Source organism: Nonomuraea sp. NEAU-A123 (assembly GCF_018603905.1).
GTDB lineage: Bacteria > Actinomycetota > Actinomycetes > Streptosporangiales > Streptosporangiaceae > Nonomuraea.
In genome coordinates this window covers 138,944-154,569 of sequence record NZ_JAHFZZ010000005.1, presented here as the reverse complement: position 1 = coordinate 154,569, position 15,626 = coordinate 138,944, and the positions used below count along the sequence as shown (strand labels likewise).

The 15,626-nt window shown below is 69.9% G+C and carries 12 protein-coding genes; 7 read left to right on the top strand and 5 right to left on the bottom strand.

Annotated elements, in window-relative coordinates; genetic code table 11:
- Positions 1–439: 439 nt before the first annotated feature.
- Positions 440–3,904 carry a methionine synthase gene (gene metH, locus KLK06_RS16420; RefSeq protein ID WP_214636339.1) on the bottom strand — a complete coding sequence of 1,155 codons (3,465 nt, stop codon included), beginning with the start codon at positions 3,902–3,904 and terminating at the stop codon, positions 440–442.
- Positions 3,905–4,280: 376 nt separating this feature from the next.
- Between metH and KLK06_RS16415 the strand changes: the two genes are divergently transcribed.
- Both KLK06_RS16415 and KLK06_RS16410 read left to right on the top strand, forming a co-directional pair.
- A complete protein-coding gene (locus tag KLK06_RS16415) occupies positions 4,281–5,135 on the top strand; it encodes a PAC2 family protein (protein ID WP_214636338.1) in 855 nt (284 codons plus the stop codon).
- 222 nt (positions 5,136–5,357) lie between these two features.
- Positions 5,358–5,849 carry a hypothetical protein gene (locus KLK06_RS16410; RefSeq protein ID WP_214636337.1) on the top strand — a complete coding sequence of 164 codons (492 nt, stop codon included), beginning with the start codon at positions 5,358–5,360 and terminating at the stop codon, positions 5,847–5,849.
- A gap of 53 nt (positions 5,850–5,902) precedes the next feature.
- On the opposite strand, the gene KLK06_RS16405 is transcribed toward KLK06_RS16410, so the two are convergent.
- On the bottom strand, positions 5,903–8,035 hold the full coding sequence (locus KLK06_RS16405) for an alpha-galactosidase (protein WP_214636336.1): 2,133 nt from the start codon (positions 8,033–8,035) through the stop codon (positions 5,903–5,905).
- Between the two features lie 156 nt (positions 8,036–8,191).
- On the opposite strand from KLK06_RS16405, the gene KLK06_RS16400 reads away from it, so the two are divergent.
- Genes KLK06_RS16400 through KLK06_RS16385 form a run of 4 tightly spaced genes read left to right on the top strand, consistent with a single transcriptional unit; the run spans position 8,192 to position 12,578 of the window.
- On the top strand, positions 8,192–9,340 hold the full coding sequence (locus KLK06_RS16400) for an ROK family transcriptional regulator (RefSeq protein ID WP_214636335.1): 1,149 nt from the start codon (positions 8,192–8,194) through the stop codon (positions 9,338–9,340).
- A gap of 29 nt (positions 9,341–9,369) precedes the next feature.
- Complete coding sequence (locus KLK06_RS16395; protein ID WP_214636334.1) at positions 9,370–10,317, top strand: carbohydrate ABC transporter permease; 948 nt, start codon at positions 9,370–9,372, stop codon at positions 10,315–10,317.
- Positions 10,314–11,195, top strand: a complete 882-nt coding sequence (locus KLK06_RS16390; RefSeq protein ID WP_214636333.1) for a carbohydrate ABC transporter permease — start codon at positions 10,314–10,316, stop codon at positions 11,193–11,195. Before KLK06_RS16395 ends, KLK06_RS16390 begins: the two co-directional genes overlap by 4 nt.
- A gap of 36 nt (positions 11,196–11,231) precedes the next feature.
- Positions 11,232–12,578, top strand: a complete 1,347-nt coding sequence (locus KLK06_RS16385) for a sugar ABC transporter substrate-binding protein (RefSeq protein WP_214636332.1) — start codon at positions 11,232–11,234, stop codon at positions 12,576–12,578.
- Between the two features lie 118 nt (positions 12,579–12,696).
- Here the strand turns inward: KLK06_RS16385 and KLK06_RS16380 are convergent, their stop codons facing one another.
- A complete protein-coding gene (locus tag KLK06_RS16380) occupies positions 12,697–13,443 on the bottom strand; it encodes a sirohydrochlorin chelatase (protein ID WP_214636331.1) in 747 nt (248 codons plus the stop codon).
- 44 nt (positions 13,444–13,487) lie between these two features.
- Complete coding sequence (locus KLK06_RS16375; protein ID WP_214636330.1) at positions 13,488–14,660, bottom strand: uroporphyrinogen-III synthase; 1,173 nt, start codon at positions 14,658–14,660, stop codon at positions 13,488–13,490.
- Between the two features lie 226 nt (positions 14,661–14,886).
- On the opposite strand from KLK06_RS16375, the gene KLK06_RS16370 reads away from it, so the two are divergent.
- Positions 14,887–15,369, top strand: a complete 483-nt coding sequence (locus KLK06_RS16370; protein ID WP_214636329.1) for a peptide deformylase — start codon at positions 14,887–14,889, stop codon at positions 15,367–15,369.
- On the opposite strand, the gene KLK06_RS16365 is transcribed toward KLK06_RS16370, so the two are convergent.
- Positions 15,308–15,580, bottom strand: a complete 273-nt coding sequence (locus KLK06_RS16365) for a WhiB family transcriptional regulator (protein ID WP_214636822.1) — start codon at positions 15,578–15,580, stop codon at positions 15,308–15,310. The genes KLK06_RS16370 and KLK06_RS16365 overlap by 62 nt on opposite strands.
- Positions 15,581–15,626 lie beyond the last annotated feature (46 nt).

Here is a 15,626-nt window from a genome sequence, read left to right as displayed (position 1 = left end):
TCGCCGACGCCGGGGCACCCGGGCGTGCGCGAACACGAGGCCGAAATCGAGGCCGGACAAACGCCCGACCAGCGCCTAGAGACCTCACCGAGCCGGTACCCCCCACCTCGCCAGGAGTCCTCCACAGCCGCCACGCTCACATGGCCTGAGGCCTGGCGAACGGGCATCCCTGCCACGCCGGCCCCCTCCGCAGCAGGCACCCTCACCACGCCAGGACACCGCCGCGATAAGCGCCCTCGCCACGCCCCGACGCCGCCCACGTATGGCCCGGGGATCTCGTAAACGGGCATCCCTGCCACCACGCCGGGACCGCTGCCCAGCAAGCTCCCTCGCCACGCCGCGGCACCACCCAACGGGCGCCCACGCATGGCCTGGAGGCCTCCCGATCAGGTGTCCGGAGAGTCCGGGAGGCCGTCCCGGCGAAATGGTGCGGGTCCGGTCAGACGTTGAAGTACTTCGCCTCCGGGTGGTGGGCCACCAGGGCCGAGGTGGCCTGCTCCGGGTGGAGCTGGAACTCCTCCGACAGCGTGACCCCGATCCGCTCCGGGTCCAGGAGCTGGAACAGCTGCACCTGGTCCTCGAGGTTGGGGCAGGCCGGGTAGCCGAAGGAGTAGCGGCAGCCCTGGATGTTGACCTTGAGCATGTCGTCGAGCGACTCCCCGCCCCCGATCCCCCACTCGGCGCGGACCCGGGCGTGCCAGTATTCGGCCAGCGCCTCCGTAAGCTGCACCGACAGCCCGTGCAGCTCGAGGTAGTCGCGGTAGGCGTCCTTGGCGAACAGCTCGGCCGTCGCCTCGGAGATCTTGCCGCCCATCGTGGCGATCTGGAAGCCGACCACGTCCACCTCGCCCGACTCGCGCGAGCGGAAGAAGTCGGACAGGCACAGGTGCCGGTCGCGGCGCTGGCGCGGGAAGGTGAAGCGGGTGCGCTCGTCTCCGACCTCGTCGAGGATGATCAGCGAATCGCCGTCGCTGACGCACGGGAAGTAGCCGTAGACGACCGCCGCCTCCAGCAGCCCCTCGGTCTGGATGCGGTCGAGCCACATGCGCAGCCGCGGCCGTCCCTCGGTCTCGACGAGTTCGTCATAGCCGGGCCCGTCGCCGCCGCGCGTGGGCTTGAGGCCCCACTGCCCGAGGAACAACGCCCGCTCGTCGAGGAAGGCGGAGTAGTCGCTCAGCGAGATGCCCTTGACGATGCGGTCACCCTGGAAGGGCGCCACCGGCACCCGGTTGTCGGCGGCCACGTCGGAGCGGGCGGGCAGCTCCTCGACCGGTGTACGGGTCAGGACGGCGCCGGTCTTGACCCGGCGCTCGCGCAGCGGCGGCAGCGTGGCGCCGGCGACACCGCGTTTGACGGCCATGAAGGAGTCCATGAGCCGCAGCCCCTCGAAGGCGTCGCGGGCGTAGCGGACCTCGCCGGCGAACAGCTCGGCCAGGTCCTGCTCGACGTAGGCGCGGGTGAGGGCGGCGCCGCCGAGCAGCACCGGGTAGCGGTCGGAGATGCCCCGGGAGTTCATCTCCTCCAGGTTCTCCTTCATGATGACCGTCGATTTCACCAGAAGTCCGGACATGCCGATGACGTCGGCCTTCTGCTCGTCGGCCGCCTCCAGGATCGCGGAGACCGGCTGCTTGATGCCGAGGTTGACCACCTGGTAGCCGTTGTTGGACAGGATGATGTCGACCAGGTTCTTGCCGATGTCGTGCACGTCGCCCTTGACCGTGGCCAGCACGATGCGGCCCTTGGTCTCGCCTTCGACGCGGTCCATGTGTGGTTCGAGGTAGGCGACGGCGGTCTTCATCACCTCGGCCGACTGCAGCACGAACGGCAGCTGCATCTGTCCAGAGCCGAACAGCTCGCCGACCGTCTTCATGCCGTCGAGCAGCACGTTGTTGATGATCTCGAGGGCGGGCCGCTCCGCCAGACCGGCTTCGAGGTCGGCCTCCAGCCCCTTCTTCTCGCCGTCGATGATGCGCCGCTTGAGCCGCTCCCACAGCGGCAGCGCGGCCAGCTCCTCGGCCCTGCCCTGGCGCATGGCCGTGGCGTCGACGCCCTCGAACATGTCGATGAAGCGCTGCAACGGGTCGTAGCCCTCGCGGCGGCGGTCGTAGACCATGTCGAGCGCCACCTGGCGCTGCTCGTCGGGGATGCGCGACATCGGCAGGATCTTGGAGGCGTGCACGATGGCCGAGTCGAGCCCGGCGTTGACGCACTCGTTGAGGAACACCGAGTTGAGCACCATGCGCGAGGCCGGGTTGATGCCGAAGGAGATGTTGGACAGGCCCAGCGTGGTCTGCACGTCGGGATAGCGGCGCTTGAGCTCGCGGATGCCCTCGATGGTCTCCAGGCCGTCGCGGCGGCTCTCCTCCATGCCGGTGGCGATGGTGAAGGTGAGGCAGTCGACGATGATGTCGGACACCTGCATGCCCCAGTTGGCGACCAGGTCGTCGATGGTCTCGCTCGCGATGCGCACCTTCTCGGCGGCGGTGCGGGCCTGGCCCTTCTCGTCGATGCACATGACCACGACGGCGGCGCCGTGCTCGCGTACGGCCGTCATCGTCTTGTGGAAGCGAGAGTCGGGGCCGCGCCCGTCCTCGTAGTTGACCGAGTTGACCACCGCGCGCCCGCCGAGCATCTCCAGCCCGGCGCGCAGCACCTCGGACTCGGTCGAGTCGAGCATGATCGGCAGCGTGGAGGCGGTGGCCAGGCGGAAGGCCAGCTCCTTCATGTCGGCCACGCCGTCGCGGCCCACGTAGTCGACGCACAGGTCGAGCAGGTGGGCGCCGCCGCGAGCCTGCTCGCGCGCCATCTCCACGCAGTCGTCCCAGCGGCCTTCGAGCATGGCCTCGCGGAACGCCTTGGAGCCGTTGGTGTTGCATCGCTCGCCGATCGCCAGGTAGGAGGTGTCCTGGCGGAACGGGATGGTCTGGTAGAGCGAGGACGCGCCCGGCTCGGGGTGCGGGCGGCGGGCGGGCGTCTGCCTGCCGCGCACGCGGTCGACGACCTGGCGCAGGTGCTCGGGAGTGGTGCCGCAGCAACCGCCGACCAGCGACAGGCCGTAGTCGCGGGTGAAGGTGTCGTGCGCGTCGGCGAGCTCCCCGGCGCTGAGCGGATAGTACGCGCCGTCGGAGGTCAGCACCGGCAGCCCGGCGTTGGGCATGCACGAGAGCTTCAGCCGGGAGTGCCGGGCCAGGTAGCGCAGGTGCTCGCTCATCTCGGCCGGGCCGGTGGCGCAGTTGAGGCCGATCATGTCGACGCCGAGCGGCTCGATCGCGGTCAGCGCGGCGCCGATCTCCGAGCCGAGCAGCATGGCGCCGTTGGTCTCGATCGTCACCTGGGCGATGATCGGCACGTCGCGGCCCGACTCCTCCGCGGCCCGCCTGGCGCCGACGACGGCGGCCTTGACCTGGAGCAGGTCCTGGCAGGTCTCGATGATCAGCGCGTCGGCGCCGCCCGCGATCAGGCCCGCCGCATTCTGCCGGTAGGACTCGCGCAGGTTGTGGTAGGGCAGGTGGCCCAGCGTGGGCAGCTTGGTGCCGGGGCCCATCGAGCCGAGCACGAAACGCGGCTGCTCGGGCGTGGACCAGTGGTCGGCCCGCTCGCGCGCGATCCTGGCGCCCGCCTCGGAGTATTCGAAGACCCGCTCGGAGATGTCGTACTCGCCCAGGGCCGCCAGGTTGGCGCCGAAGGTGTTGGTCTCGACGCAGTCGACGCCCACGGCGAAATAGGCGTCGTGGACGCCTTGCACGATGTCGGGACGGGTGACGTTCAGCACCTCGTTGCAACCCTCGTGACCTTCGAAGTCGTCGAGGGTGGGGTCCTGGGCCTGCAACATCGTCCCCATCGCCCCGTCGGCGACGATCACTCGCTGGGACAAGACTTCGCGGAAGGACGGGGAGCTGCTCATGGCGTAGAGCTTATCGGCTGCCGCAGGACGCGTTCATCGGACGCCATCCTGCCGGGGAGACCGGTGCCACCCTCGTCCTGGCCTGCGCGTACGTACGCATGCGGGCGAGTGAGCAGGCCGCCGCCGCGGACCGGCTCGGCGACCGCTCCTGACCCTTCGCTCCGCCGCCTCCGCTCACTCCGCGTCAGGACCTGACGGGAGAGCGCCTGACCCGGCGGTGGCGGCCCGAACAGGCGATCTGACAGTGCCCGGCCCGTTACCGCGTGACAGCGTCTGACCGGTCACTCCGTGACGATGCCTGATCGTCGTTACTCCGTGACATGACCGCCTCCTCACCGCATAGGCTTAGCTGGATAGCGGAGAGAGGAGGCGACACGTGATCGAGTTCGAAAGGCTCCCCGAGCTCGTCGACCCGGTGCTCATAGCCGCGTTCGAAGGGTGGAACGACGCCGGCGAGGCATCCAGCGGTGTGATCGCCCACCTCGAGTCCGCCTGGAAGGCGGAGCCGCTCGTCGAGCTGGATCCGGACGACTACTACGACTTCCAGGTCACCCGGCCCGTCGTGGAGATGGGCGACGGGCTGACCCGATCGATCATCTGGCCGACGACGCGGCTGCTGCACGCCCGCCCGCCGGGCGTCGAGCGCGACGTGGTGCTGCTGCGCGGCATCGAGCCCAACATGCGGTGGCGATCGTTCTGCGCCGACATCATCGAGGTCTGCCGCGAGCTCGGCGTCGAGCTGGCCGTGATGCTGGGCGCGCTGCTCAACGACTCGCCGCACACCCGTCCCGTGCCGATCCTGGGCAGCGCCACGGACGAGGACCTGGCCCGCTCGACCCACCTGGAGCTGAGCCGCTACGAGGGCCCCACGGGCATCGTGGGCGTGCTGCAGCAGTCGTTCGGCGAGGCCGGCCTCAACGCCGTCTCGCTGTGGGCGTCGGTGCCGCACTACGTGGCCCAGCCGCCCAATCCCAAGGCCACGCTGGCACTGCTGCGCCGCCTTGAAGACCTGCTGGAGATCCCGATGCCGCTCGGCGAGCTGGACGAGGAGGCCCGCGCCTGGGAGAACGGCGTGGACGAGCTCGCCTCCCAGGACAGCGAGGTGGCCGAATACGTCAAGGAGCTCGAGGAGCGCAAGGACGCCGCCGAGCTGCCCGAGGCCAGCGGAGACGCGATCGCCGCCGAGTTCGAGCGCTACCTGCGGCGCCGGGACCGCGACACTGACAGCTGACTCGAAGCCTTTTTGCCGAATTTTCTGGAAGTTTCGAGTAATAATCAGGAACCGTACAAGTTTGCATCAAGTTGGAACCCCAGGACCGGTTGGTCGAGAGGCTCCGGTCGCGAATGCCACGTTGAACCTACCCATGTGACCGCGCACGTTAGGCCAACCATGGCGACTTCCCACGTAGACCCGCACCAGAGGAGTCAGGACACCCGGCGACGCATCCTGGAGATGGCCCTCTCCCTCAGGGAGGACCGCCCCGGCGGCTCCGTGGACCATTTCCTCGCCCTGTTGCAGGACCGGCTCCCGCTGTGGCTCAGCATCCTGCACGAACTCTCCCACCGCATCGGCAGAGGCAGCGTCGGCGACAACCTGCTGCCCATCGTGCGAGCGGGCATCGACTACTACACGGATGTGCAGGGCGCGGCGATGCCCGCGTTCACCTCGCCATCGGTCACGGTCCGCTTCCGGCAGGCCATACGCGATCACGGGCTCGGCCCGATGGGAGAGATCCTCCCGCTGGCCACCTACCTGGAGGGCGAGCAGCGTCTCGGACGGGTGGCCGCCTCCGTCGACCCGGAGGCCACCGCCCGGCTGCTGCTGGCGGGGTGCTTCCACCACGCCTACATCGAGATGTTCATCGGCGCCGACGCGGGACCGTCCCGGGACGCGAGCGCCCAGGAGATCGTCCGCGAGCTCCGCCTCGAACCCGTGCCCGCCTGACGACCGCCCGGCGGCGATGACCGCCACCGGGTCAGCGCGTCCGGTGGCGCCTCCTAGACCTTCCTGAGCACCACCATCTCGCTGCGATGGTCCGCGCCGATCGGCTCCCACGCGGCGGGCCGGATGCCACTGGCCATGAGCGTGGCGCCGTACCAGCGGGAGCCGTCCGCCTCCAGTTCGTACAGCGCCTCCGGGTCCAGGCCGGTCAGCCGCAGCCGGCGCGGCCCGCGCTTGGCGTTGCCGAGCGGGTTGTAGACGAACACCACGACCTGCTCACCCAGCACGTACTGCACCGCCGAGCGCTCCTGCCCCGGCGTGCCGGCCAGGCGGTACTGCAGCCCGTGCTGCACGGTCGGGCGCACCCGCTTGTACTGGGCGATCAGCTCGGCCGCCGCCTCCAGCTCGCCGGAGGTCCACTCCGGCAGGTTCCCCCCGATGCCCAGCACGCCGGCCATGGCCACATGGAAGCGGTAGCGCAGCGGCATCGCGCGCCCGGTGGTCAGGTTGGGCGAGTCGGTGACCCAGGCCGACATGGCGCTGGCCGGGTAGAGCTGGGAGAACCCGTGCTGTACGGTCTGCCGGTCGTGAGCGTCGGTGTTGTCCGACGGCCAGACCTCGTCGGTGTAGCGCATGATCCCGAAGTCGATCCGCCCACCGCCGCCCGAGCAGGACTCGATCCGCAGCCCGGGATGCCGCTCGCGCAGCAGCCCCATCACCCCGTAGACGCCGCGCGTGTGCTCGATCCAGACCCGGTCCTGGTCCGTCTCCCGCTCCGGCCAGCCGGCCTGGGTGAACGGGCGGTTCATGTCCCACTTGAGGTAGTCGAGGCCGAGCTCCGTGACCAGCCGGTCGAGCCAGCCGAGCGCCCACGCGCGTACGTCGTCGCGGGCGAAGTTGAGCACGAGTTGCTGGCGTTTCTCGTCCCGGCGCCGGTGCTCCATGTGCAGGGCCCACTCCGGGTGCGCCCGATAGAGCTCGCTCTCCTTGCTGAGACCCTCCGGCTCCACCCACAGTCCGGCGCGCATCCCCAGGTCGCGGATCCCGTCGAACATGCCGCGCAGCCCCTCGGGGAAGCGCTCACGGTGGGGATGCCAGTCACCCAGCGAGGTGGTGTCGTCATCGCGCCCGCCGAACCAGCCGTCGTCGACCACGAACAGCTCGACGCCGAGGTCGGCGGCGGTCTTGGCCAGCTCCAACTGGTGCGCCTCGGTGACGGCGAACGCGGTCGCCTCCCACGAGTTGTACAGCACCGGCTGCTCCTCCAGAGGGGTGGGCAGCACGTGCCCGCGGGCGTACTCGTGCCAGGACCGGCTGGCCGCGCCGAACCCGCCGCCGGAGTAGAGCCCCAGCACGGGCGGCGCCACGAGCTCCTCTCCCGGCGCGAGCGTCCAGCGCACCCCGTCGTGGCCGAAGCCTCCCGAGACGCAGACCCCGCCCTCGGGCCGGTGCGTGGTGGTCAGCCGCCAGCTCCCGCTCCAGGCCAGGGCGACGCCCCAGACCTCGCCGTGCTCCTCGGTCGCCGCACCCGCGTCGATCATCACCCACGGGTTCGCCGTGTGGCTGGTGACGCCCTGACGGCTGGTGAAGACCAGCTCACCGACCGGCAGCGGCCCACGCTGGAGCTGCAGCTCCTCGGCCCACGCGCCGAAGACGCCGCTGTGGCGGTAAGCCGCCGCGTCGGGGATGAACCAGTTGCCCGAGTCCAGCCGGGTGATCGCGACCTCGGCGCCGGAGGAGCCGCATCGGACGGTGGTCCAGCGCTCGATGACGTCGGTGTCGTCGCGTACGCGGACCGACAGCACGATTTCGAACGGGTGGTAGGCGTCGGCCAGCACGACGTCCAGCCGCTCGGCCCCGCCGCCCTCGTCGTGGACGCCCGCCTCGACGAACTGCGGCTCCAGCGAGCGCGCGTGGCCGAACGTGACCTGCAGGGAGGGCGAGCCCCACCGGCCGCCGCCGTCCACCGGCAGCAGTTCCTCGATCTCTGTGGGCGCGGAGAAGCTGCTGACGTGCCTCTTGGGCAGGCAGGTGACCTGGCGGGCGGCCTCCGGGGTGAGTCTCGGACCCCAGTACGTCTGCCGTGGCGCGGCCTCCCCGGTGAGCGGGTCGACCTCCACGCCGATGACGTAGGTGGAGGCGGGTGTGGTGATCGCCCAGTGGTGATCGTCGAGCGGAATTACGGGCATCGGCGTCCCCCGAGCGGCTGGATCAATCAGGCGGCTGGAGACTAACCCGACTTAGTGCACACGGTCAACGAAAGAACCCGGGGCATACCTCGTTTCTGTGATTCGTGCCACTCATTTACTTGACAACATGAACAAACGGGACCAACCATGGGCCCCGTGTTCTCACAGACCTCCAGCGATCCTGTGCGGCTCACCGACGCCATGCGATCCGTGTTCGTCGAGCTGCTCGTGCATGGCCCCTTATCCAGAGCGGAGGTGGCCAGGCGGCTCGCCCTGTCACCGTCCGCGCTGACCAAGCTGACCAAGCCGTTCATCGAGGCGGGCTACCTGCTGGAGGCCAGTGGTGAGGGCCCGGCCACCGTCGGGCGGCCGTCGCAGCCGCTGCAGGTGGACGCCTCGCGCATGTCGTTCGTCGGCATCAAGCTCACCGCCGACGAGCTGTTCGCCGTCCGTACCGACCTTTCGGCCACCGTGCGGATGGAGACCTCCAGGCCGCTGGCGGACCACGAGATCGACCACGTGCTCGGCCAGATCGTCGAGGTGGTCGAGGAGCTGACCGTCCCGGGGCCCCTGTCGGCCGTGGGCATCAGCCTGGCCGGCACCGCCACGCCGGCCGACCCCGTCGTGCACACCTCACCGTTCCTCGGCTGGAGCCAGCTACCGCTGGCGACGCTGGTGGAGGAGGCCGTGTCCGTGCCCACGGTGCTGGACAACGACGTGCGGGCGCTGACGGCCGTACAGCAGTGGTTCGGCGAGGGCGTGGGCCACTCGTCGTTCGCGCTGGTCACGGTCGGGGCGGGCCTCGGCTGCGGGCTCGTCGTCGGCGACCGCCTGGTCACCGGGCAGTCGGGCGCCACGGGGTTGATCGGCCACCTGCAGATCGACGACCGCGGCCCCATGTGCGAGCGGGGCCACCACGGCTGCGCCCGCGCGTACGCCACCTCCCCCGCCATCCGCCGCTCGATCGCCACCACGCTCGACCGGCCCGAGCTCACCTTCGACGACTGCCTGGCCATGGCGGCCGACGGCCACCCCGTCGCGCGCCGCGTGCTGGACGAGGCCGGGGCCGCCCTGGGCCAGGTGGTCGCCACCATCGCCAACATCGCCGGACCCGAGCTCGTCGTCCTGTCCGGCGAGTCGGTCCACATGTACGACGTGTGCGCGGAGGCCTTCCACACCGCGCTCGCCCGTCACACGCACTGGACGTCCACCCCCGTACGGGTGGTCGTCAAGCCCTTCGCCTTCAACGAGTGGGCCAGGGGAGCGGCAGTCACCGCTCTCCAGCATCTGTTGTTGCACCGCTGATCAACCGCCGGCGGGCACTAGGAGGTCTGATGACCAGTGATACCGTCCGCGCCGCCCCCCGCCTCACGCCCGGGACAGTGCCCAAGATCCCTCCTTCACGCCGACGCCGCCTGGGCGACCTGCCCGTCGCGGCCCTTTTCATCCTCCCTGCGGCCGTCGGTTTCGCCGTCTTCTACCTCTGGCCCGCCGTCCGCGGCGTGTACCTGAGCCTGACCAAGTACAACGTCCTGACCCCACCGCGCTTCATTGGACTGGACAACTACGAGCGGCTGCTCGGCGACCACCTGTTCTGGAACGCTCTGAAGGTCACCGGCGAGTACGTGCTGATCAACATCGGCACACAGACCGTGATCTCCATGCTGCTGGCCGTCCTGCTGTACCGGCTGACCAAGTCGATGCTGGTACGCGGGATCGTGCTGCTGCCCTACCTCGTCGCCAACGTGGTCGTGGCCCTTGTGTGGTTCTGGATGCTCGACTTCCAGCTCGGCGTGGTCAACAACGTGATCGAGTGGCTGGGCTTCGACCGGGTGGCGTTCTTCGGCTCGGACTGGGCCATCCCGACCATCGCCGGGATCAACACCTGGCGGCACATGGGTTACACCGCGCTGCTCATCTTCGCCGGCCTGCAAATGATCCCGCCGAGCGTGTACGAGGCCGCCGCCATCGACGGCGCCTCGGAGTGGCGGACGTTCTGGCGGGTCACGCTCCCGCTGCTGCGCCCCGTCATGGCGCTGGTCATGGTGCTGAGCGTCATCGGATCGTTCCAGGTCTTCGACACCGTCGCCGTCACCACGGGGGGCGGGCCGATCAACGCCACCCGGGTCATCTACTTCTACATCTACGACCAGGCGTTCAACCGGTTCAACTTCGGCTACGCCGCCGCGCTGTCGTCCGTGCTGTTCGTCCTGCTCGCCGGGATCGCGTATCTGCAGATGCGCCTCTCGCGGGCGGCCGAGTCCGATCTGAGGGGGTCATGATGGCCTCGATCCGCTGGGGCCGGGTGGCGGGCTGGGCCGTGCTCGTCGTGGTCATGGCGGTGACGCTGTTCCCGTTCTACTGGATGCTGCGTACGTCCTTCTCCAGCACCCGCGCGCTGGCCGGAGGCGCCGCGGACCTGCTGCCCGTCGACTTCACGCTGGGCGCCTACCGCCGGGTGCTGGGCCTGTCGAGCACCGCGGAGGCGGTGGCCGAGGGCGGGTCGAGCGGCACGGTCAGCTTCTGGCTCTACCTGCGCAACTCGATCGTCGTCTCGACCACGATCACGCTCGGGCAGGTCTTCTTCAGCTCGATGGCCGCCTACGCCTTCGCGCGGCTGCGCTGGCCGGGCCGGAACGCCGTCTTCACGGTCTTCGTCACCGCCCTCATGGTGCCGCCGATCTTCACCACGCTGCCCAACTTCGTGCTGGTCAAGGAGCTGGGGCTGCTCAACACCTATCTCGGCATCGTCCTGCCGCAGCTGCTCATGACGCCGTTCGCGGTGTTCTTCCTGCGGCAGTTCTTCCTCGGGATCAACGGCAGCGTGGAGGAGGCCGCGCGCATCGACGGGGCCGGTCACGTGCGGACGTACTTCCGCATCATCCTGCCCATGAGCCGGGGGCCCATCGCCACGCTGGCCATCCTCACCTACATCACCAGCTGGAACGACTACTTCTGGCCGCTGCTGGTGGGCAAGGCGGAGAACGTCCGGGTGCTCACGGTCGCGCTCGGCATCTTCCGCTCCCAGACCCCGCAGGGCAGCCCCGACTGGGCCGGGCTCATGGCCGCCACCCTCTTCGCCGCGTTGCCGATCATGGTGCTGTTCGCCGTGCTCGGCCGCCGCGTCATCGACTCCATCGGCTACACCGGCGTCAAGTGAACGCCGTCCCCCCAACCACGGAAGGTTGATGTTGTTGTGAAGCGTTCTCTTGCCGTCGCCTGCGCGGCTGCGCTGCTGCTGACCGGATGCGGCACCTCCCAGGAGGGCGACAAGCCCGCCGCCGCCGGTCCCGCCACGATCGACTACTGGCTCTGGGACACCGCCCAGCAGCCCCAATACCAGGCCTGCGCGGACGCCTTCCACAAGGCGAACCCCAATTACACCGTCAAGATCACCCAGTACGGCTGGGACGACTACTGGAACACGCTGACGACCGGCTTCGTCTCCGGCACCGCCCCGGACGTCTTCGTCAGCCACCTGTCGCAGTACCCGCAGTTCGCCTCCCAGGGCCAGCTCCTGCCGATCACCGACCAGGTCAAGCGGGACAAGGTGGACCTGTCGATCTACCAGGACGGCCTGGCCGACCTGTGGGTGACCAAGGACGGACAGCGCTACGGGCTGCCCAAGGACTTCGACACCGTGGCGGTGATCTACAACACCGAGAAGCTCAAGGAAGCCGGCCTCAAGCCGGCGGAGATGGCCGAGCTGAGCTGGAACCCTCAGGACGGCGGCACGTACGAGAAGGCCATCGCCCACCTCACCGTGGACAAGAACGGCAAGCGCGGCGACGAGCCCGGCTTCGACAAGAAGCACGTGGCCACCTACGGCCTCGGCCTGAACGGCAGCGGCGACGCCTTCGGGCAGACCGAGTGGAGCGAGTACGCGATGGGCAACGGCTGGAACTACGCCGACCAGAACCCGTGGCCCACCCGGTTCAACTACGCCGACCCGAAGTTCAAGGAGACCATCAAGTGGTTCACCTCGCTCATCGACAAGGGCTACATGCCGAACCTGGACATCGTCTCCTCGGGGGTCGGCCAGATCGACGCGTACGGGGCGGGCAAGTACGCGATGGTCACCGAGGGAAGCTGGAACACCAAGACCTACTGGGCGCTCAAGGGCGTGAAGTCGGCCCTCGCTCCGACCCCGATCGGGCCGACGGGTAAGCGGGCGAGCGTGTTCAACGGCCTGGCCGACAACATCTCGGCGAACACCGACAACCCCGACGCGGCGTGGGCGTGGGTCAAGTTCCTCGGCTCGCCGGCCTGCCAGGAGGAGATCGTGGCCAAGCAGGCCATCATATTCCCGGCCATCAAGACGGCGACGGTCAAGGCGGAGCAGGCCTTCGCCGACGCCGGCATCGACGTCAAGCCGTTCACCACGCACGTGCAGAACGGCACGACCCACCTGGCGCCCATCGCCGAGCACTGGGCCGAGATCAAGGCCACCATGACCGAGACCATGGAGTCGATCTTCGCGTTCAAGAGCGACGTCAACGCACTCGACCAGGCCAACGCCACCATCAACGGCCTGTTCGGCTAGAAAGGCGACGCCGGCGCGAGCTGGGCGGGCGTGATCGGCGGTCGTCCCTTGACGGCGTCGTCGTACATGCTCACCGGCTCGCCCTGAAAGCGTCTCATGACGCGGAATGACCGACGCTCTAGGCGGTCCGTACGGCGGTCCGGGTGTTCGGTACGGCGGTCCGGGTGGTCGCCTGGTCGAAGCGGTGCCAGATCAGCTCCACCACGGCGGGATCGGCTCCCAGGGGTTCGCTGACCAGGTCCGCGCCCGCCTCCGTCAGGCGGCCGTGGAAGAAGCCGGGCGCCAGCAGGTACGAGGCGACCGCCAGGCGGGGCGCCGGGCTCGATCTGACGCGTTCGACGGCCTCGCCGAGCGACGGGCTGCCCGCCGAGGTGAAGGCGGCCGTGACCGGGCGGCCCAGCCGTACCGCCAGAAGGTGGGCGGCGGCACGGACGTCGGCGAGCCCGGCCGGGTCAGAGGAGCCGGCCGCGCCCAGGATGACCGTGTCGGCGGGACGGAGTCCCGCGCGGGCCAGCTTGCGGGCGAGCCCGGTGGTGAGCAGCCGGTGCGGTCCGAGCGGCGGCGCGACGAGCGCGTCGGGGCGGTGCTCGGCGACGACGTTCGGCAGGTCGATGTGCACGTGGTAGCCGCCCGCGAGCAGCAGCGGCACCACGACCACGGGTCCGGGGACCGCGGACAGTACGTCGGCCAGCAAAGGCGAGCTGATCTCCAGGTAGCTCAGCTCGACGCGATGCCGGGGCCGCGTCCGCCGGACCGCCGCGGCCAGCGCGGCCAGGGATCGCTCCCCCGCCGCGCTCCGCGTCCCATGCGCGGCCAGGACCAGCGTCGGCGCGGTAGCTCCGGCCCGCACAGACGCGACCGGCATCGGCGCCACAGAAACGGGAGCGACCCGCCTGGGCGAGGGTGACGTCACAGGGACGCCGCCTCGTGGGTGCAGGCGAGCCGGTAGCCCCGTTTGACCACCGTCTCGACGATCCCGCTGGGTCCGAGCGCGCGCCGCAGCCGCGTGATCGCCATCTCCACCGCGTGCTCCGCCGAGTCGCGCGACAGGCTGCCCGGCAGCACGGTACGCAGGTCGGTGCGGGAGACCACATGGCCGGGCTTGTCGGCCAGGCGCTTGAGCACGGCCATCGGCGCGGGTGGCAGCGGCCTGAGTTCGCCGTCGACGACGACCGCGTGCCCGCGGATCTCCAGCCGGTGCCCGCCGGCCTCCAGCCGGGTGACGCCGTGTTCCGGCAGGTGCCTGGCCAGCACTCTGGCCAGCGCGCCGAGACGCGCCCGGTCGGGCTGCAGCGTGCGTACCCCCCGCGTGACCAGGGGCCCGGCGGTGACCGGACCGACGCAGGCGGCCACGACGCGGTCGCCGAACGCCGCCAGCAACTGCTCCTCCAGCCCTTCGGCCCGGGCGGCGCCGAGCATGGCGTGTACGGCGGGCGCGCTGGTGAAGGCCACGGCGTCCACGGCGCCGGACAGCGTCTGGGTGATGAGGCGGCGCAGCGGCGAGGGGTCGCGGTACGGCAACCACCGGTACACCGGGATCTCGATCACCTCGGCCCCGGCCTCCCGCAGCACGGCGACGAACTCCGTCAGCGGCTCGCCGTGCTGCTGCACCGCGATGCGGCGTCCGTGCAGGTCCTGGGCCAGGAGGTACTGCTTGACCTCCTCGCAGGACTCGGTGGCGGGGGTCCAGTGGTCGTTCAGCCCGGCGGCGCGCACCGCTCCCCTGGCCTTGGGGCCGCGGGTGAGCAGGCGGGCCTTGGTCAGGTGGTCGGCCAGGTCGGCGGACAGGCCCCAGCCCTCGGCCGCGGCCATCCAGCCGCGGAAGCCGACGCCGGTGGTGATGACCACGTCGTCCACCGGCCCGGCCAGGCTGAGCCGGGTGGCGGCCAGCAGGTCGGAGTCCTCGGAGAGCGGCACCAGCCTGATGGCGGGCGCGCTCACCACCCGCGCGCCGCGCCGTTCGAGCAGCGCGCCGAACTCCTCGCGCCGCCGGGTGGCGGTCACGCCGACGGTGAAGCCGGACAGCGCGTCCGGCGCCGTCTCCAGCGCTCGCGCCGGTTCGTCGAGGGGAAGCGCGCTCACGCGAACACCTCCTGTAGTGGTGGGCTTGGCCGGGCCCCGAGCACCCGGCCAAGCATCACAGGCCCATGAGCCGGAAGTGAGATCACAGAATAGATAGTGCTTTCGGGCGGTTTCGCCCCTGGGTCTCCCTTGTTACCGCTGTGCTACAACCCAGAATCCCGACGGTTGATCCTGAAGGCGCGCGGGAAGCCTCTCCCCAGACGACGCGACCAATCGGGGAGTTGCGGTGACAGTCCGCCCTATCCGTGTGTTCAGCGATCCGGTGCTCCGTTCGGTGGCGGCGCCGGTTCACGACTTCGACCGGGAGCTCCGGGGGCTGGTCAAGTCCCTGACAGCGACGATGCGCGCGGGAGCCGGCCGCGCCGGCCTGGCCGCACCCCAGATCGGGGTGCCGCTGCGTGTCGTCGTCTACTCCTACGACGGCAAGTCAGGGTGCCTGGTCAATCCGCGGCTGGAGCTGTCCGAGCGGCGTATCACGGCGGACGAGGCGTGCCTGTCGGCGCCGGGCCTGTGGTGGCCGCTGGAACGTTCGTACATGGTCATGGCTCGTGGCCGCGACGCGTTCGGCAAGCCCGTCACCGTGCGGGCGCTGGGTGTGCTCGCCAGGGTGCTGCAGCACGAGGTCGATCACCTCGACGGCGTGCTGTTCAGCGACCGTCTCGAGGACGGCGAGCGCCAACGCTTTCTCGCTGAGGTGATGTCAGGATGAGTTCTCGCCGCTGTGACGGGTCGGTGCCGCCCCAGACTCCGTAGGTCTGTCCGGTGCTGAGCGCGTAGTCGAGGCAGGGCTCGCGTACCGGGCAGCCGCGGCAGACGACCTTGGCCCGCTCGACTTGCGCGTGGCCCGGCCCTTCGGGCGAGATCGGGAAGAACAATTCCGGGTCTACGACCAGGCAGGACGCCTTACGCGACCAATCCATCATCATCATGTTGGAGGCCCCTACCCCTCCTTTTTCCGGTCATACC

Coding starts and splice junctions, on each gene's coding strand:
- metH (WP_214636339.1), bottom strand. CDS start 3,904: ATGAGCAGCTCCCCGTCCTTCCGCGAAGTCTTGTCCCAGCGAGTGATC.
- KLK06_RS16410 (WP_214636337.1), top strand. CDS start 5,358: ATGGCCCTCTCCCTCAGGGAGGACCGCCCCGGCGGCTCCGTGGACCAT.
- KLK06_RS16405 (WP_214636336.1), bottom strand. CDS start 8,035: ATGCCCGTAATTCCGCTCGACGATCACCACTGGGCGATCACCACACCC.
- KLK06_RS16395 (WP_214636334.1), top strand. CDS start 9,370: ATGACCAGTGATACCGTCCGCGCCGCCCCCCGCCTCACGCCCGGGACA.
- KLK06_RS16390 (WP_214636333.1), top strand. CDS start 10,314: ATGATGGCCTCGATCCGCTGGGGCCGGGTGGCGGGCTGGGCCGTGCTC.
- KLK06_RS16380 (WP_214636331.1), bottom strand. CDS start 13,443: ATGCCGGTCGCGTCTGTGCGGGCCGGAGCTACCGCGCCGACGCTGGTC.
- KLK06_RS16365 (WP_214636822.1), bottom strand. CDS start 15,580: ATGGATTGGTCGCGTAAGGCGTCCTGCCTGGTCGTAGACCCGGAATTG.